The organism is Caballeronia sp. BR00000012568055 (assembly GCF_029439455.1).
GTDB lineage: Bacteria > Pseudomonadota > Gammaproteobacteria > Burkholderiales > Burkholderiaceae > Caballeronia.
Genome location: NZ_JAQFVG010000109.1, coordinates 13,315 through 37,047 on the forward strand (window position 1 = coordinate 13,315; position 23,733 = coordinate 37,047).

The 23,733-nt window shown below is 60.2% G+C and carries 24 protein-coding genes; 20 read left to right on the forward strand and 4 right to left on the reverse strand.

Features of this window, described 5'->3' with window-relative positions; genetic code table 11:
- The coding region (locus P7F28_RS06620; RefSeq protein WP_277183699.1) for a 2-hydroxyacid dehydrogenase at positions 1 to 933 on the forward strand (933 nt) is incomplete at its 5' end.
- A 68-nt stretch (positions 934 to 1,001) separates the two neighbouring features.
- Complete coding sequence (locus tag P7F28_RS06625; protein WP_277183700.1) at positions 1,002 to 1,898, forward strand: LysR substrate-binding domain-containing protein; 897 nt, start codon at positions 1,002 to 1,004, stop codon at positions 1,896 to 1,898.
- On the opposite strand, the gene P7F28_RS06630 is transcribed toward P7F28_RS06625, so the two are convergent.
- From P7F28_RS06630 to P7F28_RS33935, 3 genes are all read right to left on the reverse strand, one after another.
- A complete protein-coding gene (locus tag P7F28_RS06630) occupies positions 1,891 to 3,258 on the reverse strand; it encodes an aspartate aminotransferase family protein (RefSeq protein ID WP_277183701.1) in 1,368 nt (455 codons plus the stop codon). The two genes, P7F28_RS06625 and P7F28_RS06630, sit on opposite strands and share 8 nt — an antisense overlap.
- A 16-nt stretch (positions 3,259 to 3,274) precedes the next feature.
- The gene (locus tag P7F28_RS06635; RefSeq protein WP_277183702.1) at positions 3,275 to 4,606 is read right to left on the reverse strand and encodes a glutamine synthetase family protein; all 1,332 of its coding nucleotides are present in this window, start codon (positions 4,604 to 4,606) and stop codon (positions 3,275 to 3,277) included.
- A 132-nt stretch (positions 4,607 to 4,738) separates the two neighbouring features.
- Complete coding sequence (locus tag P7F28_RS33935; protein ID WP_370467248.1) at positions 4,739 to 5,131, reverse strand: hypothetical protein; 393 nt, start codon at positions 5,129 to 5,131, stop codon at positions 4,739 to 4,741.
- Between P7F28_RS33935 and P7F28_RS06645 the strand changes: the two genes are divergently transcribed.
- The 4 genes from P7F28_RS06645 to P7F28_RS06660 are packed head-to-tail and all read left to right on the forward strand — an operon-like array spanning position 5,108 to position 9,656.
- Positions 5,108 to 6,985 carry an ABC transporter permease gene (locus P7F28_RS06645; protein WP_277183703.1) on the forward strand — a complete coding sequence of 626 codons (1,878 nt, stop codon included), beginning with the start codon at positions 5,108 to 5,110 and terminating at the stop codon, positions 6,983 to 6,985. The genes P7F28_RS33935 and P7F28_RS06645 overlap by 24 nt on opposite strands.
- Positions 6,982 to 7,725, forward strand: a complete 744-nt coding sequence (locus tag P7F28_RS06650) for an ABC transporter ATP-binding protein (protein WP_277183704.1) — start codon at positions 6,982 to 6,984, stop codon at positions 7,723 to 7,725. The genes P7F28_RS06645 and P7F28_RS06650 overlap by 4 nt, the downstream gene beginning before the upstream one ends.
- Entirely contained in the window at positions 7,722 to 8,432 is a 711-nt protein-coding gene (locus P7F28_RS06655) for an ABC transporter ATP-binding protein (RefSeq protein ID WP_277183705.1), read from the forward strand. Before P7F28_RS06650 ends, P7F28_RS06655 begins: the two co-directional genes overlap by 4 nt.
- Positions 8,433 to 8,456: 24 nt before the next feature.
- Positions 8,457 to 9,656, forward strand: a complete 1,200-nt coding sequence (locus tag P7F28_RS06660; protein WP_277183706.1) for an ABC transporter substrate-binding protein — start codon at positions 8,457 to 8,459, stop codon at positions 9,654 to 9,656.
- A gap of 17 nt (positions 9,657 to 9,673) precedes the next feature.
- Here the strand turns inward: P7F28_RS06660 and P7F28_RS06665 are convergent, their stop codons facing one another.
- Positions 9,674 to 10,243: a DNA-3-methyladenine glycosylase gene (locus P7F28_RS06665; RefSeq protein ID WP_277183708.1), complete on the reverse strand. Its 570-nt coding sequence runs from the start codon at positions 10,241 to 10,243 to the stop codon at positions 9,674 to 9,676.
- A gap of 647 nt (positions 10,244 to 10,890) precedes the next feature.
- Here P7F28_RS06665 and P7F28_RS06670 point away from each other — a divergent pair.
- The 14 genes from P7F28_RS06670 (at position 10,891) to P7F28_RS06735 (ending at position 23,730) form a co-directional block, all read left to right on the forward strand.
- A complete protein-coding gene (locus tag P7F28_RS06670) occupies positions 10,891 to 11,073 on the forward strand; it encodes a Flp family type IVb pilin (protein WP_277183709.1) in 183 nt (60 codons plus the stop codon).
- Positions 11,074 to 11,083: 10 nt separating this feature from the next.
- Positions 11,084 to 11,653 carry a prepilin peptidase gene (locus P7F28_RS06675; RefSeq protein ID WP_277183710.1) on the forward strand — a complete coding sequence of 190 codons (570 nt, stop codon included), beginning with the start codon at positions 11,084 to 11,086 and terminating at the stop codon, positions 11,651 to 11,653.
- Positions 11,654 to 11,665: 12 nt separating this feature from the next.
- A complete protein-coding gene (gene cpaB, locus P7F28_RS06680; RefSeq protein ID WP_277183711.1) occupies positions 11,666 to 12,637 on the forward strand; it encodes a Flp pilus assembly protein CpaB in 972 nt (323 codons plus the stop codon).
- Between the two features lie 56 nt (positions 12,638 to 12,693).
- Complete coding sequence (locus P7F28_RS06685; protein ID WP_277183712.1) at positions 12,694 to 14,301, forward strand: type II and III secretion system protein family protein; 1,608 nt, start codon at positions 12,694 to 12,696, stop codon at positions 14,299 to 14,301.
- Positions 14,302 to 14,326: 25 nt separating this feature from the next.
- Complete coding sequence (locus tag P7F28_RS06690) at positions 14,327 to 14,701, forward strand: CpaD family pilus assembly lipoprotein (protein ID WP_277183713.1); 375 nt, start codon at positions 14,327 to 14,329, stop codon at positions 14,699 to 14,701.
- Between the two features lie 33 nt (positions 14,702 to 14,734).
- Positions 14,735 to 15,949, forward strand: a complete 1,215-nt coding sequence (locus P7F28_RS06695) for an AAA family ATPase (protein WP_277183714.1) — start codon at positions 14,735 to 14,737, stop codon at positions 15,947 to 15,949.
- Positions 15,949 to 17,382, forward strand: a complete 1,434-nt coding sequence (locus tag P7F28_RS06700; protein ID WP_277183715.1) for a CpaF family protein — start codon at positions 15,949 to 15,951, stop codon at positions 17,380 to 17,382. Before P7F28_RS06695 ends, P7F28_RS06700 begins: the two co-directional genes overlap by 1 nt.
- Positions 17,379 to 18,353, forward strand: a complete 975-nt coding sequence (locus P7F28_RS06705) for a type II secretion system F family protein (RefSeq protein WP_277183716.1) — start codon at positions 17,379 to 17,381, stop codon at positions 18,351 to 18,353. Before P7F28_RS06700 ends, P7F28_RS06705 begins: the two co-directional genes overlap by 4 nt.
- Positions 18,350 to 19,321: a type II secretion system F family protein gene (locus P7F28_RS06710; RefSeq protein ID WP_277183717.1), complete on the forward strand. Its 972-nt coding sequence runs from the start codon at positions 18,350 to 18,352 to the stop codon at positions 19,319 to 19,321. Before P7F28_RS06705 ends, P7F28_RS06710 begins: the two co-directional genes overlap by 4 nt.
- Entirely contained in the window at positions 19,318 to 20,172 is an 855-nt protein-coding gene (locus P7F28_RS06715) for a tetratricopeptide repeat protein (RefSeq protein WP_277183718.1), read from the forward strand. Before P7F28_RS06710 ends, P7F28_RS06715 begins: the two co-directional genes overlap by 4 nt.
- Positions 20,169 to 20,645 (forward strand): TadE/TadG family type IV pilus assembly protein, encoded by a 477-nt coding sequence (locus P7F28_RS06720; RefSeq protein WP_277183719.1) that lies wholly within the window; start codon positions 20,169 to 20,171, stop codon positions 20,643 to 20,645. The genes P7F28_RS06715 and P7F28_RS06720 overlap by 4 nt, the downstream gene beginning before the upstream one ends.
- Complete coding sequence (locus P7F28_RS06725; RefSeq protein WP_277183720.1) at positions 20,642 to 21,319, forward strand: TadE/TadG family type IV pilus assembly protein; 678 nt, start codon at positions 20,642 to 20,644, stop codon at positions 21,317 to 21,319. The genes P7F28_RS06720 and P7F28_RS06725 overlap by 4 nt, the downstream gene beginning before the upstream one ends.
- A complete protein-coding gene (locus P7F28_RS06730; RefSeq protein ID WP_277183721.1) occupies positions 21,319 to 23,145 on the forward strand; it encodes a VWA domain-containing protein in 1,827 nt (608 codons plus the stop codon). The genes P7F28_RS06725 and P7F28_RS06730 overlap by 1 nt, the downstream gene beginning before the upstream one ends.
- 81 nt (positions 23,146 to 23,226) lie before the next feature.
- Entirely contained in the window at positions 23,227 to 23,730 is a 504-nt protein-coding gene (locus P7F28_RS06735; protein WP_277183722.1) for a DUF6496 domain-containing protein, read from the forward strand.
- The last annotated feature ends 3 nt before the right edge of the window (positions 23,731 to 23,733 follow it).

Below are 23,733 nucleotides of genomic sequence, written 5' to 3' on the forward strand. Positions count from 1 at the left end.
CTGAATCCGATCCTCGTCCCGGCCATCAACGAGAAATTGAATGCGCTGTACACCGTGCATCGCTTGTTCGAACAGGACGATAAGGATGCGTATATCCGCGAGCATGGCGCATCGATTCAGGGCGTGATTACCGGCGGTCATACGGGCATTTCCAACGACATGATCGATCGTTTGCCAGCGCTTAAGGTGATCGCCGTCAATGGCGTTGGCACCGATGCCGTCGATCTGAATTTCGCGCGTTCACGCGGTTTGCCCGTTACCGCGACGTTTGGCGCGTTGACCGAAGATGTGGCCGATCTGGCTATCGGTCTTATCATCACCGTGCTGCGCGAGATCGTGCCGGGCAATGATTTCGTTAAGACTGGCAAGTGGGTGACCAACCCTAGCCCAAGCGCAATTCCTTTGTCGCGTCGCTTTAGCGGCAAGCGCGTCGGTATTGTCGGAATGGGGAAAGTGGGGCGCGCGATTGCGCAGCGCGCAGCGGCATTCGGCTGCCCGATCGCTTACACCGATGTCGTCGAGATGAACGATCTCGATCATCGCTTCGTGCCGGATTTGCTTTCGCTTGCTCGCGAAAGCGATATTCTCGTATTGGCCGCAGCAGCAGATAAAGCTAAAGGCATCATCAACTCAGCCGTGCTCGATGCTTTAGGCAAGGGCGGTTATCTCATCAATATCGCGCGCGGCAAGCTCGTGGTCGAGGGTGATCTGGTCGAAGCGCTGCAAGGTGGCGTAATCGCGGGCGCAGGTCTGGACGTTTTCGTCGATGAACCCAATGTGCCTGAAGCGCTGCTGCGCATGGATAACGTCGTGGTGCAGGCGCATCGCGCAAGCGCGACGGTGGAGTCGCGCACGGCAATGGGCGAGATGGTGCTGGCGAGCCTTGCGCAAGGCATTGCAGGGCAACGTCCCGAAGGCAGTCTGACGACGTAAATCGAAACGTTCCGGCTCGAACATATAATGATCGGCACCCTCGCTTACGACGACTACGTCGATTACGAATGCTCGATCTCGGACAAGTGCGTTGCTTCGTTGCCGCTGCGACGGAATTGAATTTCCGTCGTGCGGCGGCGCTGCTCAATATGACGCAGCCGCCGCTTTCAAGGCAGATTCATCTGCTGGAAGAAAACCTCGGCGTCAAGCTATTCGAACGCATCGGCCGCACCGTCAAGCTGACGACGGAAGGCCGCGCCTTTCTTGCGGATGCCTCGCGTCTGCTCAATATCGCGGAGCAAGCGGAAAGCACGGTGCGTCGCGCTAGCAAAGGCAAGACCGGCCGCGTAAGACTCGGCTTTACCGGCGCAGCGGGCTATGAATTGATTCCCGAGCTTTTGATGGCCGCTAAGCATGCGCTGCCAGAAATCGACGTGGTCTTGCTCGAACTTGTTTCTGTCGCGCAAATCGAGGCCTTTGAAGCGAATGCAATCGACCTTGGTTTCTTAAGGCCATTGCCTTCGCGCCAGCAACTCGAATTTTTATTGGTCGATAAAGAGCCTTTAATCGTCGCGCTTCCCGCAGGTCATGAGCTTTGCGAATTCAAGCAAATCGAGCTTAAGCAGCTTCACGATCAGCCCTTCATCATGCACTCGCCCACGCACGGTAAATACTTTTACGAGCGCATCATGGGCATGTTCACGACGGCCGAAGTCAAACCGAATTTCACGCAATATATCGATCAGACGCCCACTATCCTTTCGCTCGTGCGCGCGGGTTTGGGCGTAGGCATTCTGCCGTTTTCGTCGCAGCGATTTCACTATGACAACGTCGAATTCAGGCTCATCGCGCGCAATACTGTGCAAGCGGAAATGAGCATGGCATGGCGTGTGGATCAGGATAATCCCGCCGTCACGGCCTTCAGGCTCATGGCGGCGGAATACTTTGCGAGCAGGACTAAATAAGCTTGAGCGTGCGTGCAGTGGCATCGATTGCGGCTTTGGCTTTAGTCACCATCTCGTCGATTTCCGCATGCGTGATGATAAGCGGCGGCGATAGCAACATACGATCATGGCTTGCACGCATGACGAGACCATCGTCGAAGCAGAAATCGCGGCATAGCGTGCCGATATCGTCGGCGTTGTCAAAGCGTTTGCGTATAGCCGGGTCTTGCGCGAGTTGAATGCCGGCGACAAGTCCCACGCCCGCGATTTCACCGACGATCGGATGATCGCTAAGCGCTGCCCTTAAACGCGCTTGGAAATAAGGCCCAGAATCGCGCTTTACGTGCTCGACGATGCCTTCGTCTCTCAAGAGCTTTAGGTTAGCAATCGCGACGGCAGCCGCAACCGGATGCCCTGAATACGTAAAGCCGTGATTGAATTCGCCGCCTTCGCTAATCGCATCGGCAATGGCATCTGACAGACCGACCGCGCCCATCGGCACATAACCGCTGGTCAAACCCTTAGCCATCGTCATGACGTCCGGCTTGAAGCCGAAGTGCTGATGCGCGAACCATTCTCCCGTGCGGCCAAATCCGCCGATCACTTCATCCGCTATCAGCAGCACATTATGCTTGCGGCAGATGCGTTCGATTTCAGCCCAATAAGTCGATGGCGGAAAGATCACGCCGCCCGCGCCCTGAAAAGGCTCACCGATAAACGCGGCCACATTTTCCGCGCCTAGCTCGATAATCTTCGCTTCGAGTTGCCTTGCGCGTTCAAGCCCAAAGCCCGCTTCATCCATCGATCCGCCTTCGCCATACCAGTAAGGCTGATCGATATGCACGATATGCTCGACTTTCGAGGGCATCTGCTCGTGCATATAACTCATGCCGCCCAGCGTCGCGCCTGCAATAGTCGAACCGTGATACGCATTTTTCCGCGCGATCACATAGTGTTTCTGCGCCTTGCCTTGCGTCGCCCAATAGCGATGCACGACGCGCAAAGCCGTATCGTTCGCTTCCGATCCGCTATTGCAATAAAGAAAGCGCTTGAACGGCGTGAGCTGCGCGAGCAGCGAAGATAACTCCACCACAGGCGGATGCGTCGTCTTGAAGAACGTGTTGTAGTAGGGCAATTCCTGCATCTGCGCGAAAGCTGCATCGGCAAGTTCGCGTCGTCCATAGCCAACGTTGACGCACCACAAGCCCGCCATGCCATCGATCAGACGAGTTCCTTCGGTATCCAAAAGATATACGCCTTGCGCCTTGGCAATGACACGGCTGCCTGCGCGATTAAGCGCGGCCATATCCGAAAACGGATGAAGATGATGCGCAGCATCCAGCGCGCGATAATGCGATGTCGAATCGAATCGGTCATTCATGATCTTGTCTCCGCTCTTAGACGTGCAATAGCAAATGCTTGCGTTCCCACGAACTGATGACGCGAAAGAACGCCTGATATTCGGTTTCCTTTAGCGCCAGATAAGCGCGCACGAATTTTTCGCCAAGCATGTCCGCAATCGGTTCGCATGCGCCCATCAAACTCAAACCTTCGTCGAGATTGCGCGGCAATTGAAAGGGCAGGCGATAACCATCGCTTGCAAGCGGCTCAGTGGGTTCGAGGTGCTGCGTCATGCCGAGATAGCCTGCGGCTAGCGTCGCGGCAATCGCCAGATAAGGATTGCAGTCCACGCCCGGAATACGATTTTCGATACGTCGCGCAGCCGGTGACGCATACGGCACGCGAAAGCCGACCGTGCGATTGTCATAGCCCCATTGCACGTTGATCGGCGCGGCCATAAAGCGCGACAAGCGCCGATAGGAGTTGATATAAGGCGCGAAGATCGGCATCAACGCAGGCGTGTATTTCTGCAAGCCAGCGATATAGCTATAGAACAACCCGGTCGGTTCGCCATCGCGATTGCTAAAGAGATTGCGTCCGCTTTCTTCATCCACCACGCTTTGATGCACGTGCATGGCAGAGCCGGGTTCGTTCTCCATCGGCTTGGCCATAAAGGTCGCGTACATCTTGTGGCGCAACGCAGCTTCGCGCACGGTGCGCTTGAACAGAAACACGCGGTCTGCAAGATTCAAGGGATCGCCGTGCAGAAAGTTGATTTCCATTTGCGCTGCGCCGACTTCGTGAATCAGCGTATCGACTTCCAGCTCCTGCACTTCGCAATATTCATAGATGTCTTCGAAGAGCGGGTCGAACTCGTTGACTGCATCGATCGAATAGGCTTGACGGCCGGTTTCAGCGCGTCCCGTTCTGCCTACGGGCGGCTGCAAAGGCAAGTCAGGATCACGATTGACATCCACCAGAAAGAATTCGAGTTCAGGCGCGACAACCGGACGCCAGCCTTTGGCCGCATATTTCTGAAGCACTTCGCGCAGCACGCGTCGCGGTGAAATGGCCACGGGCGTGCCATCGAAATGCACGCAGTCGTGTATGACCTGCGCGGTCGGGTCCGTGGCCCACGGAATGAGCCGTATGGTCGATGCATCGGGTACGCAGACCATATCGGGATCGGTGACGCCGGTGATGGTGTCTTCGGGGTAATCGCCGGTGACGGTTTGAATCATCACCGCTTGCGGCAGCCGCATCGATTCGCCCGACTCGAACTTGCTGCGCGGAATGATCTTGCCGCGCGCCGTGCCGGCCATATCGGGGATGATCGCTTCGATCTCGGTGATGCGATGTTTTCGCAGAAATTCGTCGATGCGTTCCATATCGTTCTCTCGTTTCTTTAGGGCGTGTTTAGCCACGGCCTAAGCGACGGATCGCTTAGGCGCAAAAAGTCAACGCGCAGGCTTAAACCGCTTAAGCGCGCGTAAATGATTCGCTAAGAAAGGAAAGAGGCGCTACGGCAGCAATGAAGCCGCGCCGACGCAATCCACGGCGATAAACGCGCGTGCAGCGATGGCGTTGCGGCGTCGCACGCAACGGCGCGACAGAATGACGACGTTCGACAGGAAGCGGCGACTGAAAGCGATCTTGCCGCAGCGATTGGCGTCAGAGCGCGACTTGCTCTGCTTAGCCATAGGGCTTTGGACTTTCACGATTGCACTCGTTTGGCGAGATTGAATTTGATGGGCACGCATGATGCCCTTGGTGAGCATATACGAGCCAATAACGCCGTCAAGCCGTGTTTTCCAGCGGTTATTTTTGCGCGCGGCGAAGCTGTGCGCGCTAATCACCGATAATGTCGGCTCGAACGCCCAATGCCTGCCATGCTCGCCAATCTTCTCGTTCAACTCGTCAACGGCTTAGCCGATGCCTGCGCGCTCTTTCTCGTCGCGTCGGGTTTGTCGCTTATCTTTGGCGTGACGCGCATCGTCAATTTCGCGCACGGGTCGCTTTATATGCTCGGCGTGTACGTTGCGTATAGCCTGACGAGCCGCTTCGGCGCGAGCGTCGCGGGCTTCTGGTGCTCGGTCTTAGCAGCGGCTTTAGTGATCGGCGCGCTAGGCGCTTTAGTGGAATTCAGCATCTTGAGGCGGATTTATCGCGCGCCCGAGTTGTTTCATCTGCTTGCCACATTTGCGCTGGTTTTGATTTTCCGTGACGGCGCGCTTTATCTTTGGGGACCGGAAGATCTGTTCGGCCCGCGTGCGCCGCATCTGGCGGGCGCGGTGCAATTGCTTGGTCACGCGCTGCCTGCATACGATCTTGTGCTTATCGCCATCGGTCCTGTCGTGCTGCTTGCGCTTTGGTATGCGTTGACGCGCACCCGCTGGGGCACGCTGGTGCGCGCGGCCAGTGCCGACCGTAAAATGCTCGGCGCGCTAGGCGTCAATCAGGCGTGGCTCTTTACCGGCGTGTTCTTCGTCGGCGCGTTTCTCGCGGGACTCGGCGGCGCGTTGCAGGTGCCGCGCATGTCGGCGAATCTTTCGCTCGATCTCGATACCATTGGCAATGCGTTCGTTGTCGTCGTGGTTGGCGGCATGGGTTCGATTCCGGGCGCGTTTGTCGCTGCATTGCTGATCGCGGAAATCAAGGCGATGTGTATCGGCATTGGTCATGTGTCGGTGTTCGGCATCGACTTTTCCTTGTCGAAATTCACGCTGGTCGCGGAGTTCGTGGTGATGGCCGTGGTGCTCGTGTTGCGGCCCTGGGGCTTATTCGGGCGCGCGCAAGCCATCGTGCGTACGGCTGCGCCTGCGGATCGGCCTTTGCGTCCTTTCTCGCGCAATGCAAAGCTTGCTATGTCGATCGTGGTGATCGTGCTTGCGCTTGCGCCTTTAGCGGCGGATGCCTTTCCGTATATGCCCGTGCTCCTGGTCGAAATCATGATCGCCGTATTGTTCGCGGCGAGTCTGCATTTCATCATGGGACCGGGCGGCATGCATTCGTTTGGCCATGCCGCTTATTTCGGCTTAGGCGCTTACGGCGCAGCGCTTTTTCTTAAGGCGCTTGCCTTGCCGATGGAAGCGGCGCTCGTGTTGGGACCGCTTATCGCAGGCTTAGGCGCGTTAGTGTTTGGCTGGTTCTCCGTGCGCTTATCGGGCGTCTATCTGGCGATGCTCACACTCGCGTTTGCGCAGATCGTATGGACCGTCGTTTATCAATGGGATGCAGTGACGGGCGGCAGTAACGGCATTCTCGGTTTATGGCCTGCTGCATGGCTTGCATCGCCGGTGGCGTTTTATTATCTGACGCTGATCGCAACGATCTTCGGCGTCTGGGTCTTGCGCCGCATGTTATTTGCGCCTTTAGGACTTGCCATGCGCGCAGGCCGCGATTCTCCTTTGCGTGCAGAAGCGATCGGCTTGAACGTAGCGCGCGTGCAGTGGGTCGCGTTTATCGCGGCATCGCTTGTATGTGGATTGGCGGGTTCGCTTTACGCATTCTCCAAAGGCAATATATCGCCTGAAGTGATCAGCGTCGGCCGCTCCGTCGATGGTCTGGTAATGGTCCTGCTAGGCGGCATTCAAACACTGACTGGTCCGATCGTTGGTGCGGCTGTCTTTACTTGGCTGCAAGACACCGTCGCACGTCAGACCGATTACTGGCAAGCGCTCTTGGGCGCAATCATTCTTGTGCTGGTCGTTGCATTTCCTCAAGGTATTGCAGGCTTCGTGCGCGATCGATTCGCGGAGGCGCAATGACGCTGCTGCGTATCGAAGCCTTATCGAAATCGTTCGACGGCGTCAAAGCGGTCGATGACGTGTCCTTTAGCCTTGAAGCGGGTGAACTGCTTGCATTGATCGGACCGAACGGCGCGGGTAAATCGACCTGCTTCAACATGATCAACGGACAATTGAAGCCGACGTCCGGTTCTATTCGTTTCGACGATCAAGAACTCGCCGGCAAGCGTCCGCGCGATATCTGGCGCGCGGGCGTAGGCCGCACGTTTCAGATCGCGGCCACCTTCAATTCAATGACGGTGCTTGAAAACGTGCAGATGGCTTTGCTTTCCTTTGAGCGCCGCGTCTTTAATTTCTTAGGCCGGATCGACTCATGGCGTAAGGAAGAGGCGCTTGCCTTGCTTGAACTCGTTGGCATGGCGGAGCATGCGCATCGCAGTTGCGCCGTGCTGGCTTATGGCGATGTCAAGCGCGTCGAATTGGCCATTGCGCTTGCCAATCGCCCTAAGCTTTTGTTGATGGATGAGCCGACCGCAGGCATGGCGCCGGAAGAACGCAACGCTTTAATGGCGCTGACCGCGCGCCTTGCTAAAGACCAAAAAATCGGCGTGCTCTTTACGGAGCACAGCATGGACGTGGTGTTCGGCTATGCGGATCGATTGATCGTTTTGGCGCGGGGCCGTTTGATTGCGCAAGGCAATGCCGAGACCATCCGTAACGATGCGCGCGTGCGCGAAGTCTATCTCGGAGGCGTTCGATGAATCCTCTGCTAAGCGTGCAATCGCTGAATGCGTTTTATGGCCGCGCCCATATTCTTTTCGATGTCAGTTTCGAAGTCGCGCAAGGCGAAGTAATCGCTTTGATGGGCCGCAACGGCGCAGGCAAATCGACGACCATGAAAGCGATCATGGGTCTGCTCGCGCACAAGTCGGGAAGCGTCACGTTTATGGGCGACGAGATCAGCGCGTGGCCCGCGCATCGAATCGCACGAAAAGGTTTGGGTTATGTACCGGAAGATCGCCGCGTATTCGGCGACCTTACCGTAATGGAAAATCTCGACACCGGCCGGCAAGCGCCGCGTGAAGGCGCACCGCTTTGGACGCCGGAAAAACTCTTTCGCGTATTTCCAAACCTTGGCGAAATGCGTGACCGGCGCGCGAGCCGCATGAGCGGCGGCGAACAACAAATGCTCACTGTAGCGCGCACGCTGATGGGCAATCCGCGCGTAGTGCTGCTGGATGAACCATCGGAAGGCGTGGCGCCGGTGATCGTCGAGCAGATGGCGGAGATGATTCTCGAACTCAAGCGCGAGGGCGTGTCGATCGTATTATCCGAACAGAATCTGCACTTCGCGGAGCGCGTGAGCGACCGCGTTTATGTGCTGGAAAAAGGGCAAATCCGTCATACAGGCACAATGAACGAACTCGCGCATGACGAAGCTGCACGGCGCGACTATCTCGGCGTATGAATCTTTCGTAAAGGAGCGCTTTAAATGACTCACCGTGCAGGCTTGCGCCTCACTCTGACCGCTATCGCCGCGAGCCTGAGCTTCGCCGCGCATGCCGACACCATCAAGATCGGCGAGATCAATAGCTATAAGGTCGTGCCCGCGTTTCTTACGCCGTACAAGAACGGCTGGAATCTCGCGCTGGATCAGATCAATGCGGCGGGCGGCATCAACGGCAATAAGCTGGAAGTAGTATCGCGCGATGACAACGGCAATCCGGGCGATACCGTGCGCGTGGCGCAGGAGCTGGTCACGCGCGAGCAAGTGAAGCTTTTATTCGGCGGTTATTTATCCAATACCGGCTTAGCGCTTGCCGACTACGCTAAGCAACGGCGTATTTTCTTTTTGGCAGCTGAGCCTTTGACCGATAAGATCGTTTGGCAAGACGGCAATAAATATACGTATCGCTTAAGGCCATCGACTTATATGCAGGTTGCCATGCTCGTGCCTGAAGCCGCTAAGCTCAAGAAAAAGCGCTGGGCTTTGGTGTATCCGAACTACGAATATGGTCAGTCCGCAGTAGCGACGTTCAAGCGTCTTCTCAAAGCCGCGCAACCCGATGTCGAATTCGTAGCCGAGCAAGCCACGCCTTTGAATAACATCGATGCAGGCGCAGTCACTCAAGCACTTGCCGATGCCAAACCCGACGCCATCTTCAACGTGCTCTTTAGCGGCGATCTCGGCAAGTTCGTACGCGAAGGCAACACGCGTGGCTTGTTCAAGGATCGCTCGGTGGTCTCCTTGCTGACGGGCGAGCCGGACTATCTCGACCCGCTCGGCGCGGAAGCACCGGTAGGCTGGATCGTGACGGGCTATCCGTGGTATTCGATCGACACCGCCGCCAACAAGCAATTCGTCGCCGCGTATGAAGCGAAGTATCACGACTATCCGCGTCTTGGTTCGGTGGTCGGCTATTCGGCCATGATGTCGATTGCCAACGGCCTCAAGAAAGCCGGTTCCGCCGATCCCGACAAACTCGCCGCCGCATTCAAAGGCCTGAGCGTGGACACGCCCTTTGGTCCGATCGTCTACCGCAAGCAGGACAATCAATCGACGATGGGCGCTTATGTCGGCACGACTGCGCTAAAGGACGGCAAGGGCGTGATGACATCGTTCCGTTATGTCGATGGCGCGAGCGTGCAGCCGTCCGATGAAGAAGTGAAGAAGCTGCGTCCTGCCGAATAGAAAAGACTAAGCGGCAACTAAGCGGCAAAGGGCTTGCTAAGAAATTTGGACCCGGCAAGCCCGAACCGCCAAGGGACATCAACCGCTTTAGTAATGCCGATTCGCGGTCCGCTCACGATATCAAACTGACGCTCAGGCGCTTCAATAACAAACGGCGCCTCGAGCAAAGACATTCCATTGTTCTTGTGCGTGATGTCCAAAGCCTGAGCCAATCGCCCCGGTCCTGAGCAAAGCAGTTTCAACGGTTCGAGTCCACGCCGCTGCCGCATGACATCGAGACCGGTAAGCGGTTCGAGCGCGCGAATCAGCACTCCCGCGCCATGTCCCGCTTCACGGCACACGAAGTTGAGGCACCAGTGAATGCCGTACGAGCGATACACATAAGCATAAGCAGGCGGCCCGAACATCACCTGATTGCGCGGCGTGGGTCCGGAGAAGCTGTGCGACGCCGGATCTTCGCGGTCATACGCTTCGGCCTCGACAATGCGGCCGCCGACGCCATCGACCGTAAGGATCGCGCCGATCAGATTTTGCGCGACAACGTCGGAAGGCGCAGAGAAGTCAATAGAAGAGGGTGTCGCATTCATAAATAAAAAGCGCTAAAGAAATCGACTTGCCTATTTTCTCGCCTAAAGACGATAATGCATGCCGATCGCATCGATAGATTATTTGTTAAGCGTCTAAAGCTTGCATGTCAAGGCAACGCAAACGCTAAAGCTTGCGCGCCTAAACAAAATCTTTGCAAACACTGCAAAGTGCGTGACAAATACGCGGAACGCCGTGTAAGCTTGAGGCACTCGTTGAGCTTCGCGCTTAGGTCGCGCTTAGGCAAACTTAGGCAAAATATCTATTAAGCCGTGCCGTGTGGATCAAAAACCACGCCAAGCCAGGCAAGAAGCTGCAAAGAAGCAGCCAGAATCAACCGCTCCAGCCGGTTGAAGGCACTTAAGGCAACGCAAACGTTTTCCGTCAAGTCTTAGCCGACGCGCAAAACAACATCCAGCCGTTTCAAACCGGCGTCATTCGCTCAAAAAGCAAATTCTCTCTCTATAAAGTTTTGCTCGCCGCTGCCGATAGCGGTCATTTTTCTTGCCTTTAAAACGGCGAATTGAGGCCCTTTTTCCCCTCTAAATGGCGAAGTTATTTCGTAGACGTTTGGCTACGATGTGTCTTGCCCGGTACCCCTTTTTATCGGGCCCACACCTACCTCAACTCAGTTTTAAGGAAGCTAAAAATGCGCAACTTCATGAAGGCATTCGTCCGCGACGAACGCGGCGTCAGCGCGATGGAATATGCAGTCTTGGCAGGCATCGTCGTGATCGCTCTGGGCGGCATGGCAGCAACGTTCAAGAGCAGCATCAGCACCATGTTCTCGAACTTGTTCACGCAAGTCACCACGGCGCAGACGAACAAGTAAAGAAGCACACGTGGGATTCGGGCGTGATGTCCGAATCTCGCTTTCCACCCGATTTATCGATACCACCATCGTGCTGATCCTGTCACTCGTCATTCGTCTCGTCGTTTTGTGCGTGCTGCTCTGGCTCGCGATTATCGACGTTCGTACGCGGCGTCTCCCGACCGGGATCGTCCTCACGATCGGTGCATTGTTTTTTGCCGACGCGTTTCTGATCGGTCTCTCGATCGACGATGTGCTTATCCATCTGTTACTCGCGCTCGGTGTGTTTTTGTTTTGCGCCGTGTTGTTCGCGGCGAAGATGCTCGGCGGTGGCGACGCGAAGCTCGCGGCTGTCATTTTTCTGTGGGTCGGCCTGAGTTTGTCGCTGCCGGCTCTCACGCTTATTTCCGTGATCGGGACCGTGGTGTCGCTGATCAGTCTGGCCACGCGCAACATGAATCCGGCCGCACACGCTCATCCCGTGCGCGCGATCGCGATGTTCTCCGGCGCACGTGGCGTGCCCTACGGCGTGGCGCTGGCGCTCGGCGGCGGTGCCGTCATCGTGCTGCCTGCACTCATTCCTTTGCTCTCGACGCGATAGGACGGCGTCCCTATGTCCAACATCATCAAATTTGCGGTGCTGCTGGTTGGCGCCATCCTGATCGCGCTGATCGTGCGTGTGGTCGTCGCTAATGCCACGCGTCCGGCCGAAGCCGCCGCCGTCACGACGCAAAAGGTGCAGGTGAGCACGGCCGATCTGCCGCAAGGGCTGTTGCTGCGCGAAGAAGATCTCGCGTGGAAAGCCGTGCCGGTTACCGATGTTCCGGCCAACGCCATCGTGATGGGCGCGCCGAACGCCGCTCAATTGAAGGGCGCGTTGCTGCGCCATCCGGTGGCAAGCGGCGCGGTGCTGGTCGCCGACGATGTGATTCTGCCGAACGCGCCGGGCTTCCTCGCCGCCACGCTCAAGCCCGAGATGCGCGCCGTGTCCGTCGCGGTGGACGATGTCTCCGGCAACGCAGGCCTGATCCAGCCGGGCGACTATGTCGATCTGCTGCTCACGCAGCAAATGGACCGCCGCACCGATTCCCCGGACCTCGCCGTATCGAGCGAAACGGTGGTTGAGCATGTGCGCGTGCTCGCGGTTGGTTCCGAAATCAGCCGCCCGAAAAACAATCAGGGCGAACTGCCCGAATCGATGAGCCGCGCCCGCACCGTGACGCTGGAAGTCACGCCGCGCATGGGCGAAGTGGTGGCCGTGGCCGCGCGTTTGGGCAGCCTGTCGCTGGCGCTGCGCAGCTTCGCTACCGCCTCCCGCGCTCCCGCCGCATCCGGCGCGACGCAAACCGCCGTGGACGAACGCACGCCCATCTGGGCCGGCGATATCTCGCGCGCCGCCCGTGCGCTGCCGCGTTCGCAGAAAGCCGCCGTGGCCGCCACATCCAGCACCACGACGAACGCGCCCGCCGCGCGCGCCGTGATGATTTATCGCGGATCGGAGAAGTCGGACGGTTCGAGCGCCACTCAGGTCGCCGGCAATACGGAAGGCGCGCCGCCGCTGCCCGCCGTCGCCAATCAGCGCTGAAGACAGCCATGACGACGCCGACCCCGATCCCGACATATCAAGCCAGGGAAGCATTCATGAAAACGCAGTCCAGCCCGAGCCGCATCGACGCTACGCGCGTCGCGCTCGCCGTCGCGTGCCTGGCGTTGTTCGCGGGCGTGCCCGCGTTCGCCGCGCAATCCGACATTCCGCCGATCCCGACCGTTCCCGCGCTCGGCACGCTCGCATCGAACAATGCCGCGCCCGCCATGCAGCTTGCGCAGGCGCATGTTCCCGGCGCGTCGCCTGCCGTGCGTTATCCGGCGGCGAATCGCCCCGGCACGTCTTCGCCGCTGCCCGGCGGCATGCAAGGCCAAGGCCCGCTTTCACTCGATGCAGGCAAGGGCACGCTGCTGCAACTGAATGAAGACGCCACTTCCGTTTTCGTCGCCGATCCGGCCATCGCCGATGTGCAGGTGCCGTCGTCGAAAGCCGTGTTCGTGCTGGGCAAGAAGACCGGCACGACCACGCTCTACGTGCTCGGCGCGAACAACCGCACCATTCTGCAACGCACGGTGGTGGTATCGCGCGATATGGTTGCGCTGCAAAGCATGCTCAACGCGCGTTTTCCCGGCATGGACGTGCAGGCCACGACCGCGCAAGGTTCGCTGCAACTGACCGGTCAGGTTCACAATTCGCTGGATGCCGACAACGTTGTCCAGGCCGTCACGCCTTATCTGGCGGAGAAGGAAGTGCTGATCAACCGCATGACGGTGGATCGTCCGGTGCAGGTTCAACTGCGCGTGCGGATCACCGAAGTGGACCGCAACGTTACGCAGCAGCTCGGCATCAACTGGCAGTCGCTCGGCAATGCGGCGGGCAACTTCTTCGGCGGCATCTACAGCGGCCGCTCGATCTACAACCTGAATCAGCCGATCACCAGCGCCACGGGTTCGGTGTCGTATCCGGTGAATCTGCCGAGCAACAATGCGTTCTCGCTGTTCGGCGCGTTCAAGACCAATAACGTCGATATCCGCGCGATGATCGACGCGCTGAATCAGGAAGGATTGCTGACCGTATTGGCCGAGCCGAATCTGGTCGCGCTGTCGGGCCAGACCGCGAGTTTCCTCGCGGGCGGTGAGTTCCCGATTCCGGTTTCGCAGGTGAACGGCGCGATTTCCGTGGACTTCAAGCAATTCGGCGTCAAGCTGGATTTCACCCCGACCGTGCTCGATGAACATCGGATCAGCCTGAAGGTGCGTCCGGAAGTCAGCCAGATCGATACCACCGCCAGCGTCACGACCAACGGCATCACGGTGCCGGGTCTGTCGGTGCGCCGCGCCGATACCACCGTCGAACTCGGCAGCGGACAGAGCTTCGCCATTGCCGGCCTTCTGCAGAGCAATACGCAGGACATCATTTCGCAGGTGCCGGGCGTGGGGTCCATTCCGATCCTCGGCAAGCTGTTCTCGTCGTCGAACTACCAGAACAACAAGACCGAACTCGTGATCATGGTGACGCCGTATATCGTCGAGCCGACCGATCCGTCCAAGCTGCGCTCGCCGATCGACTCGCTGATCTCGCCCAGCAGCGATGTGGAATACAGCTTCCGCCGTAGGTCCGGTATGGAATCGCCGCAAGCCGCACAAGCCGCGCCGCAGGCCAGCCAGCCGCGCCTGCTCGGTGCAGCCGGTTACGTTTATTGAGAGCGAGCGTCACGCCATTCACGCCATGAACCCTATCCGACTCCTCACGATCTTCACCGCGCTCGCGTTCGCCATGGCAGGCAGCGGCTGCTTCAAGCCGCCGCGCAACATGCCCAACGAGACCGTGATCGATTACGACGGCAAGCACGCGCTGCCGCCCGACTGCGCCGAACTGTCGCGCTCGTCCTTGCTGACCGATGCAGGCGTGCACCGTCCGGCCATGCAATGGGGCTGCGCCACGTACACGAATCTGGCGGCGCAACTCGCGCGTCCCGAAGACATCGTTCATCCGCAAACGCTCGGTCCCGCCGATGCAGCCGTGGCGGCGAGCGCGGTCAATCGCTACGAGAACGGTCGCATCATCCCGCTCGACACGTCGTCGTCGCGCAACTCGAAGTGACGCGCACACCGACGCGCCAGGAAGAATGAAACCATGAGCACACTCAGCTTCAGCAAACCCAAGACCGGAGCGCGCGCGGCCGACTTTATCGCGTTCGTGTCCGATCGCCAGACCGAGCAGGTTCTCAAGACCTTCGTGCTCGAACAGGCGATGCCGCACGCGCACGTCGCGGTCGGCAGTATCGACGATGCAATCGCGTATCTGTCGAAGATCGAGCGTTCGCCGCTGTTCTTGCTGGTCGATCTGCAGAACTCGGTGATGCCGCTGTCCGACCTGAGCCGTCTGGCCGAAGTGTGCGAGCCGTCGGTTCAGGTGGTGGCGCTCGGCGAGCGTAACGACGTGGGCCTATTCCGCAGTTTGCTCAAGCTGGGTTTGCGCGACTATCTGGTGAAGCCGCTCACGGTCGAACTGCTCAAGCGCACCGTCAACGTTACCGAAGGCAAGATCAATCAGGTATCGCTGGCGCGCGCGGGCAAGACCATCGCGTTTGCGGGTACGCGCGGCGGTGTCGGCGTGACCACGCTGGCGCTCAATCTCGCCCGCCATTTGGCCGACGATACCCATCGGCGTGTGGCTTATGTCGATCTGAATCTGTACGGCGGCGCGGCCAACAGCATGCTCGGCCTGCAAAGCAATAACGGTCTCAGCGACGTGCTGCAGAACACGCACCGTCTGGACCCGCAATTCGTCGAGCGCACGCTGGTTTCGAAGGGCAGCCGTCTGTTCGTGCTGTCGTCGGAACTGGACTACGGTGCGGCGCGCGAGTTTCAGCCGGGCGCGCTGGCCCGCGTGATCGAACTGCTGTGCGACAGCTTCCACTACGTGATTCTCGATGTCGCCGATCCCGCCGATGCGCTCGCGCAGGAAGCCTTCAATCACGCCTCGCGCGCCTATCTGGTGTCAGACCGCTCGGTGCACGCGACGCGCGAGACCATCCGCCTGCTGCGTTTTATCGAAGATCGCGACAACAATCCGCAGACTTCGCTGCTGATCAACAATCCGAACGCCGCTGTCTCGGGCAAGGTTGCGCCCGACGATCTGATGTCGGCGGTCGGACGTACGGCGCTGCATGAAGTGCAGTTCGAACAGAAGGCGCTCGCCACCGCTGAAAACCTCGGTGAAGCGCCGGCCGAACGCGCGGCGAACGGTTTCAATCAGGCCGTCTCGCGCATTGCGAGCGACCTGACCGGCCAGCATCTGGCGGCGGAACGTTCGTTCTTCCAAAAGCTCAAGCTCAAGAGGAAGTGATGTTCGGACAGAAACAGGTCGCGAGTACCAAGCCCTCGTTCATCGAGCCGGCTGATTCCGCCAATCCCGCCAACGCACAAGCCGCGCCGAAAGCCGCGCCCGCGCCTGCCGCGCCCGCCGCCGCACCCGCGCCTGCGCCCGCACGCCAGGCGCCTGCGGATGCCAACGACTCGCTGGTGCGCTCCGACCTGTTTCGCGTGGTGCGCAGCGGCGTGTTCGCGTCGATGAACGCCTCCGCGGCGGTCGGCAAGACGCGCGAGCAGATGAAGCCCGCCGTCGAACAACTCGTGCTCGAAGTGACCGAGCGCGAGCGCCTCAATATCACGCTGGCGGAGCAGGCGCAGATCGTGGCCGAACTGCTGAACGATATGTTCGGCTTAGGCCCCATCGAACCCTTGCTCGCCGATGAAACCATCACCGACGTGCTGGTGAACGGTCCCGATCAGGTCTACGTGGAACGTCACGGGCGGCTCGAACTGACCAACTGCAAATTCCGCGATAACGCGCATGTGATCAACGTGGCGCAGCGGATTGCCGCAGGCGTGGGCCGCCGTGTCGATGAAAGCAGCCCGATGGTCGATGCGCGTCTGCAAGACGGCAGCCGGGTCAACGTAGTGCTGCCGCCGCTGGCGATTCACGGTGCATCGATCTCGATTCGTAAGTTCTCCAAGCGAAATATCACGCTGCACCGCATGGCGACGCAAGGCAACATGTCGCAGGCCATGGCGAATGTGCTGAAGCTGGCCAGCACGTGCCGTTTGAATATCATCGTGTCGGGCGGTACGGGTTCGGGCAAGACCACGCTGCTCAACGCGCTGTCGCACTTTATCGGTCTGGGCGAACGCACGGTGACGATCGAAGATGCGGCCGAATTGCAGCTCGTGCAGCCGCACGTCGTAAGCTTGGAAACGCGTCCGGAAAACGCCGAAGGTCTCGGCGCGGTGGCGCAGCGCGATCTCGTGCGAAACGCGCTGCGGATGCGCCCCGACCGCATCATCCTCGGTGAAACGCGCGGTCCCGAAGCCTTCGACGTGTTGCAGGCCATGAACACCGGCCACGACGGTTCGATGACCACCATCCACGCGAACACGCCGCGCGACGGTATCACCCGTCTCGAATCGATGGTGATGATGGCCAACGGCAACCTGCCGCTGCTGTCGATCCGCCGTCAGATCGCCAGCGCCGTGCATATGATCGTGCAGATCGAACGGATGCGCGACGGTATGCGCCGTGTCACGCGTATCACCGAACTGGTCGGCATGGAAGGCGACGTCATCATCACGCAGGATTTGTTCGCCTTCAAATACGACGCCAGCGCCTATAGCGAAGAAGTGAAGGGCGCGTATGAATCGGCGGCGGTGCGTCCGGCTTTCTCGGCACGCGCGGCGTATTACGGCCTGGAAAACGCGCTGCTCGAGGCCATGACGCCATGAACATCGTCAATCTCGTCACGGCCGGCGCGTTCCTCTGCATGCTGCTTGCGGGGATCATGTTCATCATCGTGCAGGACATGCGCAGCAATCAGCCGGATGCGCGCATCCGCACGCGCATGCAGGAATCGTTTACAGCGATGCCGGTGCGTTCGGTGGAAGCGGGCGTGCGCGAGAGCGATCTGTTCAAGCTCAACAAGAAGGAAAACGTCGCGTCGCGCTGGCTCGGACCGAAGATCACGCGGCTGCGCACGGTGGCGTCCACGCACGGGATGAAGATCGTGATCGGCGCGGCGGTCGCGGGTGAAATCGTCGCGCTGTTGATGGTGCATTTCATGCCTCTGCCGGAGTTCGCCACGCCCTTGCTGATGATCGGCCTGCCGCTGTTTGCGCTGACGCAGGCGTATCGCTCGCTGGTGGAACGCTTTCGCAAGCGCTTTCTCGATGGCTTTCCCGACGTGATCGATCTGATCGTGCGCGCCGTGCGTGCGGGCGTGCCGGTCACGCAAGTCATCAGTTCGGCGGCGGCCGAATGCCCGGAACCGCTGAGCACCGAATTCAAGTTGATGGGCGACTCGCTGCAAGTGGGTCTGGACCTCGAAGAAGTGTTGGCGGTGGCTGTGCGACGTATCGAAATCGCTGACTTTTCGTTCTTCTGCGTGTGTCTTCTGTTGCAGCGCGAAACCGGCGGTCAGCTTGGCGAAACGCTGGAAAACCTCGCGGGCATCGTGCGGACGCGTCGTGAAATTCGCCTCAAAACCAAAGCGCTCACCGGCGAGGCGCGCATCACGACCAAGATTCTCGCGGCCATTCCGGTGGTCGTGATGGGCGCGATGTACCTCACCAACTACGACTATCTGATGGTGCTGTTCAACACCGAAGCGGGCAACAAGCTGCTGACCTTCGGCGCGATCTCGATCGCCATCGGCATGGTGATCATCACCAAGATGTCGAAACTGGATACCTCGCGATGAACGCAGAAACCATCCAGACGCTCGTCAATCTGCTGATGCTGCTGGCGCTGTTCGCCTGCATCGCCATCTGGTGGACGGCCAAGCACGGCGGCCAGCGCGGCAGGATCGCGGAGCGGGCGCGGCTGGCGGCGTCGTCGCATCGCGGAGAGCGCGCGGTCGGCGAAGAGGAAGAAGAGGACTCGCGCATTGGCCGGCGTGTGTTGAGGCGTCTGACGCGTATCGGCGAAAAGATTCCGCTTTTCGATGCCAAGTACCGCATGAAGCTGCAGAAAGAGATGGTGCGCAGCGGCTATCGCAGCAAGGGCGCGGTGTCGATTCTGCTCGCCATCAAGTTCGGCGTGGGTTTGTTGTGCGCGGCACTGACCGTGATGCTCGGCTCGAATCTGCCGGTGATCGGCGAATACGCGGCCGCGCGCGGCGTCGCCATGCTGATGGCCTTCGTGGTCGGCATGATCCTGCCGGAATACGTGATCGCGTTTCGCGCGTCGCGCCGCCGCAAGGCGATGGCGGGCTGCCTGCCGGACGCACTCGATTTGCTGGTCATCTGCACTAACGCGGGCAATTCGCTGGGCGTGAGTATTCGCCGCGTCGCCGATGAAATGAAGAGCATCTGCCCGCCGCTCGCCGATGAATTTTCCCTGACCGCCGACGAGCTGAAACTCTCCGGCGACAGTGTCCGCGCGCTCAATGCGCTGGCCGAACGTATCGATCTGCCGTCGATCCGCGCGCTGATTTCCACGCTCACGCAGTCGATGCGTTACGGCACGCCGATCACCACGGCGCTGCGTACGCTGTCGCGCACCGAGCGGCTCGCGCATATCGTCTCGCTCGAAGAGAAAGCCGCCAAGCTCGCGCCCAAGATGGTCGTGCCGATGATGCTGTTCATCCTTCCCGCGATCGTCGCCATTTCGGCCGGCCCGGCCGTTATCCAACTTCTTGCGTTCGTCGCGCAGACGTCAACGAAATGAACACTACCGAACTCCTTCGCCGTTTCTCGTTCGCGCTGTGCGGCGCGGCACTCGTGATCGCCACCAGCGCGTGCACGACCACCACGCGTCAGGTCACCGAAACGCGTCCGGTGCTGAAAAACTCGTCGCCCAGCGCTATGAGCGAACTGCGTATCGCCGATACCGCGCTGGACGGCGGCAATCTCGATCTCGCCAGCACGCTGTACGGGAAGATTGTCGAGGCCGATCCGAAGTCGGTGCCGGGCATGACCGGGCTGGGCAACACGCTCTACGCCGTGGGCGACTTCACGCGCGCCGATGTGTATTACCAGCGCGCCTCGAAGGAAGATCCGAACGCGACCGCGCCGCTGATCGGCCAGGCGCGCGTGGCGATCCATCAACGCCGTTTCGACGATGCCATCGCCGTCTATCAACGCGTGCTGACGGCGACGCCGAACGATCCGCTGGCATCCGCCGGACTGGGCGCGGCGCTCGATCTGCGCGGCGACCACGCACAAGCGCAGAGCGTGCTGCGCACGGCGCTCAAAGCCAATCCCGGTGATCTTTTGCTGAGTGTGAATCTCGGCCTCTCGCTGGTGCTCGGCGGCGATCCGCGCGAAGGCGCAAACGTGCTGCTCGACGTGACGCGTTTCCCCGCCGCGCCGCCACAGGCGCGTCAGGATCTCGCGCTCGCTTACGGCCTGCTCGGCAACGACGAAGCCGCCGCCGAAATCCTCTCGCGCGATCTGCCGAAGGCGCAGGTGCAGGACAACCTGCGCTTCTACGCGGCGCAGCGCGCGCGGCTGGGCAAGAACAGCGACGGTGCATCGTCGAAAGTGGCTGCCGGAAATCCGGCTGCGAGCCTGCGATGAAACGCGCCGCCGCTCTGCTTTCGAGCGTTGCCCGCGACCAGCGTGGCGTATCCGCGATCGAATTCGCGCTGCTCGGGCCGATGGTGTTTCTGCTCGTGCTCGGCACGGTGGAGATCGCGCTGGACATGTTCGTCGATGCCTCGGTGCAGCTTGCCGCGCAACAGGCTTCGCGCGTCGGCCTGACGACCACGACGCCGTCCAGCGGCACGCGTGATTCGCAGGCGCGCGCGATCATCAACGCGTATCTCGCGCCGTGGACGAGGATCGGCGGCACGGTCACCATTTCGACGCTCAATTACGGCAGCTACGGCAACGTCGGCACCAGCAGCTATCAGTCGAACATGGGCAATTTCGGCGATGTCGTGTCGTACAACATCGCCGTGACCATTCCCGGTTTCTCGGGCATTCAGAAGCTGTTCGGCATCAGTTCGCTGACCTTCTCACGCAACTATCTCGTGCAGAACGAAAAATGACGCGCACGCTCAACTCTCAGTCTCGCCCGGCGTCGCGCTTCACTGCGCGGCTGCTCGCGCGCGTGTGGCGCTCGCAACGCGGCGCGGCGGCGATCGAATTCGTGCTGGTGGTGCCGCTGATGATGCTCGTGCTGCTCGGTTTCACCGAGCTTTACATGTATATGCGTACGGTCAGCAATCTGGAGCGCACGGCCTTTACGCTGGCCGATTCGATCGGTCAGATGCAGACGGTGATCGACACCACGGCGACCGACAACTCCAACAATCTCGGCGCAATCTGGGCCGCCGCTGCGATTCTTGCTGCACCGAGCACGCTCTCGACCAAAGGCGGCGTGGTGATCACTTCCGTCTGCGATGCCAGCACCAGTTGCACCACGCCGATCGCCACACCCGCGCAGTCCGCAGGCGCGGGCACGCCGATGATCACGTGGCAGCGCAAAGCGCCGTGGAACACGGCGGCGATGGCGACGCAGGAAACCGCATCGAATATTCTGCCGAGCACGTGGCCGTTCCGCAGCGGCGACACCGCGATCGTGGTCGAGGTGTTCTACACCTACAACCCGTTTGCGATGACCTCGGCGTTCTGGAAAAACCCGCCGGGCCAGATGACCATTTACGAGCGCGTCTATGTGCGTCAGCGCGATGGCCAACCGCTTCTGATCAAGGCCTCCTGATGCGCGCCCTTCCGACGATATTCCGCCGCAAGGCCACAGCGCCGATCAGCGCCGACGCACCTTGCGCCCGCTACGGCATCCGCTCGCTGATCGCCGGCGACGATGGCGCGGTCACAATGGTGCTCGCCGTCTGCGCGAGCCTGATGATCGGTTCGATGTGCACGGCCATCGACATGATTCACTATGAGATGACGCAGGCGCGCATGCAGATGGCGCTCGACGTCGCCACCTTGTCGGCGGGCGCGGACCTCTCGCATTACGCCACCAATACCGGCACCGATCTCACCAACTGGCAGAAAGACGCGCGCGCGTACTACAACGCCAATATGCCGACCGGCTATATCGGCTTGTCGATGCCCGATGCCAACTTCACGGCTACCGTGAGCGGCGCGCCCGCCACCGGCCAGACCGTGAAGCTGTCGGCGAGCGGCTCGATGCCGCTGATTGCGCCGATCATTTTCCGGACAGGCAGCACCGGCTCGGGCAGCGGATCGGGCAGTGGCAACACCTCGCCGACCGTCGGCACGGTGACCGCGTCGAACTCGGCGCTGCGCCTGCCCAAGAGCACGCTCGAATTGGTGATGGTGCTCGACAACACCGGTTCGATGTCCGACTACGCGGACAGCAGCAATCCATCGCAAGGTTCCAAGATTTCGGGCTTGCGCACGGCGGCGGGCAACCTCGTGACGTCGCTGTTCAATCAGTCCGGCAACGATTCCTACGTTGGTCTCGTGCCGTTCACGACGATGGTCAACGTCTCGAACGTGCTGAACTCGGGCGGAAGCTGGATGAACCCGGTGTTCACCTACAACCCGACCAATATGTCGATGGCGGCGAACCCGAACGTCACCGATTCCGGCTGGGACGGCTGTCCGGTGGAACCGCGCGACGCGAACGGCAATATGTATCCGAAAGCCTACGCGCCGAAGAGTTCGCCGGGCTTCACGCCGTTCTTCTTCAACGTGCCGAAGACCGGCTTCACCATCACCAACTACGACAACAGCAAGAGCTGCAAGGCGCAGAGCACGACCGTCTGGAAGGGCGTGCCGATGACGTTCCAGAACAACGCGTCGCTGACGATGTGCAACACCCCGAACGGTCCGACCATCGCGAGCGCGGCGGGGCAGCCGGTCACCAACAATCCGTCGACCACCACGGTCTATCAGAACGGCAACACCAATCTGACCGGCGCGAGCAACGGCCCGTGCGGGATCGAACCGGCGACGTTCCTCACGCAGAATACGAGCACCTTGCAGGCGTCGATCGGGCGCATGAAGGCGGGCGGATCGACCATCATCCCGACCGGGCTGCTGTGGGGCTGGCGCATGTTGTCATCGGACTGGTCGATTGCGGTGGCGGGTTCGGGCAACGGCTTTATTTCGACCGATACCAGCCTGCCGCGACTCGAAACCACGCAGGCGCTGCAACGCGTGGCGATCGTGCTGACGGACGGCGAGAACGATCCCGGCAGCGCCAGCGGCATCATGCCGATGCCTTCGTTCAACGGTCTCTCGGGCGTCGGCAATAACGTGCTGCAAGCGCCGACCGTGACGCGCTCGGACGGCACGTCGCTGTCGAACGGTTCGATGTCATCCGTCACCGACATCAACGCGTATCAACTCGCGGTCTGCACGGCGATGAAGAACAGCGGGATCATCATCTACACGATCACGTTCGGTTCGGACGCGGCAACCGGCGTGGCGGCGCAGGTGATGCAGTCGTGCGCGTCGCCGGGGAATTACTATCACGCGCCGAGCAACGATCAGCTCAACGCGATCTTCCAGCAGATCGCGGGCAACCTCGGGATTCTGCGTCTGACGCAATGATCTCGAACAGCAACGGGCGTGCTTGCGGGCACGCGCGTTGCTCGCTTCAGTCGGGCATTCCAATTGACAAGGAGTACCGACATGCCCGAGAAGAAAACCGTCGAGCGCGCGTCGAAGGCGAAGCGCGCAGGGAAGTCCGCCAGTACTCAGGCGGGCGCGTTCGTCGAGGAACAGATCGACCATATTCGCGAAGGCAAGCATGGCGCGAAATCCGCGAAACAGGCTATTGCGATTGGCTTGTCGGAAGCGCGCCGCGCTGGCGTGAAGCTGAAGGCGCCGAAGAAGGGCGCTGCGTCCGAGGCGACGCGCAAGAAGGCCGCGCAGGATACCAAGGCGGCGCATCGTACGACAAAGTCTCCGAGTACGGAATCGAAGGCCAAGCGTTCGGCGGCTTCGACGCGCGCGCTCAAGCGTGAGAGCACGCGGGCGGCATCACCCAAGGCGTTGTCGCGGCAAGGGCATGCGGCGGCGAGCCGGAGATCGGCGGCGGATCGGTCTGCATCGGCTAAAAAGGGCTGGGCGACGCGGCGGAAAAATGCGGCATCCGCTTCTGCTGCCAAGGGAAAGCGTCAGGCGTCGCGCTAATTG

Excerpts from the sequence above, each read along its gene's own strand:
- P7F28_RS06695 (WP_277183714.1), top strand. The coding sequence starts at position 14,735 with ATGAGCACACTCAGCTTCAGCAAACCCAAGACCGGAGCGCGCGCGGCC.
- P7F28_RS06650 (WP_277183704.1), top strand. The coding sequence starts at position 6,982 with ATGACGCTGCTGCGTATCGAAGCCTTATCGAAATCGTTCGACGGCGTC.
- P7F28_RS06660 (WP_277183706.1), top strand. The coding sequence starts at position 8,457 with ATGACTCACCGTGCAGGCTTGCGCCTCACTCTGACCGCTATCGCCGCG.
- P7F28_RS06705 (WP_277183716.1), top strand. The coding sequence starts at position 17,379 with ATGAACATCGTCAATCTCGTCACGGCCGGCGCGTTCCTCTGCATGCTG.
- cpaB (WP_277183711.1), top strand. The coding sequence starts at position 11,666 with ATGTCCAACATCATCAAATTTGCGGTGCTGCTGGTTGGCGCCATCCTG.
- P7F28_RS06725 (WP_277183720.1), top strand. The coding sequence starts at position 20,642 with ATGACGCGCACGCTCAACTCTCAGTCTCGCCCGGCGTCGCGCTTCACT.
- P7F28_RS06710 (WP_277183717.1), top strand. The coding sequence starts at position 18,350 with ATGAACGCAGAAACCATCCAGACGCTCGTCAATCTGCTGATGCTGCTG.
- P7F28_RS06630 (WP_277183701.1), bottom strand. The coding sequence starts at position 3,258 with ATGAATGACCGATTCGATTCGACATCGCATTATCGCGCGCTGGATGCT.
- P7F28_RS06645 (WP_277183703.1), top strand. The coding sequence starts at position 5,108 with ATGCTCGCCAATCTTCTCGTTCAACTCGTCAACGGCTTAGCCGATGCC.
- P7F28_RS06720 (WP_277183719.1), top strand. The coding sequence starts at position 20,169 with ATGAAACGCGCCGCCGCTCTGCTTTCGAGCGTTGCCCGCGACCAGCGT.
- P7F28_RS06685 (WP_277183712.1), top strand. The coding sequence starts at position 12,694 with ATGAAAACGCAGTCCAGCCCGAGCCGCATCGACGCTACGCGCGTCGCG.
- P7F28_RS06625 (WP_277183700.1), top strand. The coding sequence starts at position 1,002 with ATGCTCGATCTCGGACAAGTGCGTTGCTTCGTTGCCGCTGCGACGGAA.
- P7F28_RS06635 (WP_277183702.1), bottom strand. The coding sequence starts at position 4,606 with ATGGAACGCATCGACGAATTTCTGCGAAAACATCGCATCACCGAGATC.
- P7F28_RS06715 (WP_277183718.1), top strand. The coding sequence starts at position 19,318 with ATGAACACTACCGAACTCCTTCGCCGTTTCTCGTTCGCGCTGTGCGGC.
- P7F28_RS06700 (WP_277183715.1), top strand. The coding sequence starts at position 15,949 with ATGTTCGGACAGAAACAGGTCGCGAGTACCAAGCCCTCGTTCATCGAG.
- P7F28_RS06655 (WP_277183705.1), top strand. The coding sequence starts at position 7,722 with ATGAATCCTCTGCTAAGCGTGCAATCGCTGAATGCGTTTTATGGCCGC.
- P7F28_RS06690 (WP_277183713.1), top strand. The coding sequence starts at position 14,327 with ATGAACCCTATCCGACTCCTCACGATCTTCACCGCGCTCGCGTTCGCC.
- P7F28_RS06730 (WP_277183721.1), top strand. The coding sequence starts at position 21,319 with ATGCGCGCCCTTCCGACGATATTCCGCCGCAAGGCCACAGCGCCGATC.
- P7F28_RS06735 (WP_277183722.1), top strand. The coding sequence starts at position 23,227 with ATGCCCGAGAAGAAAACCGTCGAGCGCGCGTCGAAGGCGAAGCGCGCA.
- P7F28_RS06665 (WP_277183708.1), bottom strand. The coding sequence starts at position 10,243 with ATGAATGCGACACCCTCTTCTATTGACTTCTCTGCGCCTTCCGACGTT.
- P7F28_RS06670 (WP_277183709.1), top strand. The coding sequence starts at position 10,891 with ATGCGCAACTTCATGAAGGCATTCGTCCGCGACGAACGCGGCGTCAGC.